The organism is Bowmanella yangjiangensis, from assembly GCF_017255015.1.
Classification (GTDB): Bacteria; Pseudomonadota; Gammaproteobacteria; order Enterobacterales; family Alteromonadaceae; genus Bowmanella; species Bowmanella yangjiangensis.
On record NZ_JAFKCS010000270.1, the window covers coordinates 1 to 1,072 of the forward strand.

The window sequence follows — 1,072 nt, forward strand, 5'->3', positions numbered from 1 at the left end:
CTTGAGCGCCTTGTAGCGTTCGCGCAGCGCGCCGATCTCGGCATTCTTGTCCGTCTGCAGACGCTGCAGTTCGGCCAGGCGCGGCGGCAGCCCGGCGAGTTGCCCGCCCAGCGCCTCACGGCGCTGCGCCAGTTGCTGCAAGCGGTCGAACACACGGCTGCGCGCCTGCTGGCCCTGCACCTCCTGCCACAGCCCCGCCTCTCCCGCCGCGCCCAGCAGGTCCTGCACGCTGGCCTGCTGCTGCGCCTCGGCAGCGCGCGCCTGCTCCAGCTGCTGTTGCAGCGTGGTCAGACGCGCCCCCTGCGCCTCACGCTGGCGCTGCAGCGCGGCGAGCTGCGTGGCGGATTCGCTCAGCCGCGCCTGCGCCGCCTGCACGCCCTGCTCGCCCCTGGAACGTTGGGTGAAGCGCTCGTCCCAGCCGCTGAGCAGCTCGCCCAGGCGCGCATGCTGGCTGCGCTCGCCCAGCCAGGCCTGCACCTCGGCATACTGCTGCTGCAGTTGCGTCAGCGCGGCCTGACGCTGGGCACAACCGTGCGCGGCATAACGGCTGGCCTGCCACAGCGCCAGCCGCTCACGCTCGGCGCAGGCCTGCATCCGTTCGCGCAGCGCGAGCAGGTCGTGCTCGGCCTGCTCGCGCTCCTGCCGCGCCTGCTGCCAGGCCTGGTGCAGGGGCAGCAGGCGCGAGGCCGGCTCGCTGGTAGCCAGGCGCTGCAGCTCATCACCCGCGTCGGCCTGGCGCTGCCGGGCCTGTTGCACGGCGTGCGCCGCCTCGGCGGCCTGCTGCTCGGCCTCGCTGACCCGCTCGATCACCTGGTTCTGCAGCTCCAACAGGTGCTGGCGCAGGCGCTGGAAGGCTTCGCTGAAGGGGTCGTAGGTGGCCAGGCCATGGGGCGACTGACCGGCGGGTGTGCCGGCACTGGCGGCCTGCATCATCTGCTGGTGCAGCACGGCCGCCTGTTCGAGGCCACGGCTGTAGCGCTTGCCCAGGTTGGCGGCGAGGCCTCGGTCCAGGGTGGCCACGAAGCCCTCACGGCTGCTGGCGAGCTGTTCCGGCTTGGGCGTATCGCCGATC

The 1,072-nt window shown here is 72.9% G+C and carries 1 protein-coding gene; it reads right to left on the minus strand.

The features are described 5' to 3' along the window. The coding region (locus tag J0A65_RS23890) for a KinB sensor domain-containing domain (RefSeq protein ID WP_332874380.1) at nt 1-1,072 on the minus strand (1,072 nt) is incomplete at both ends.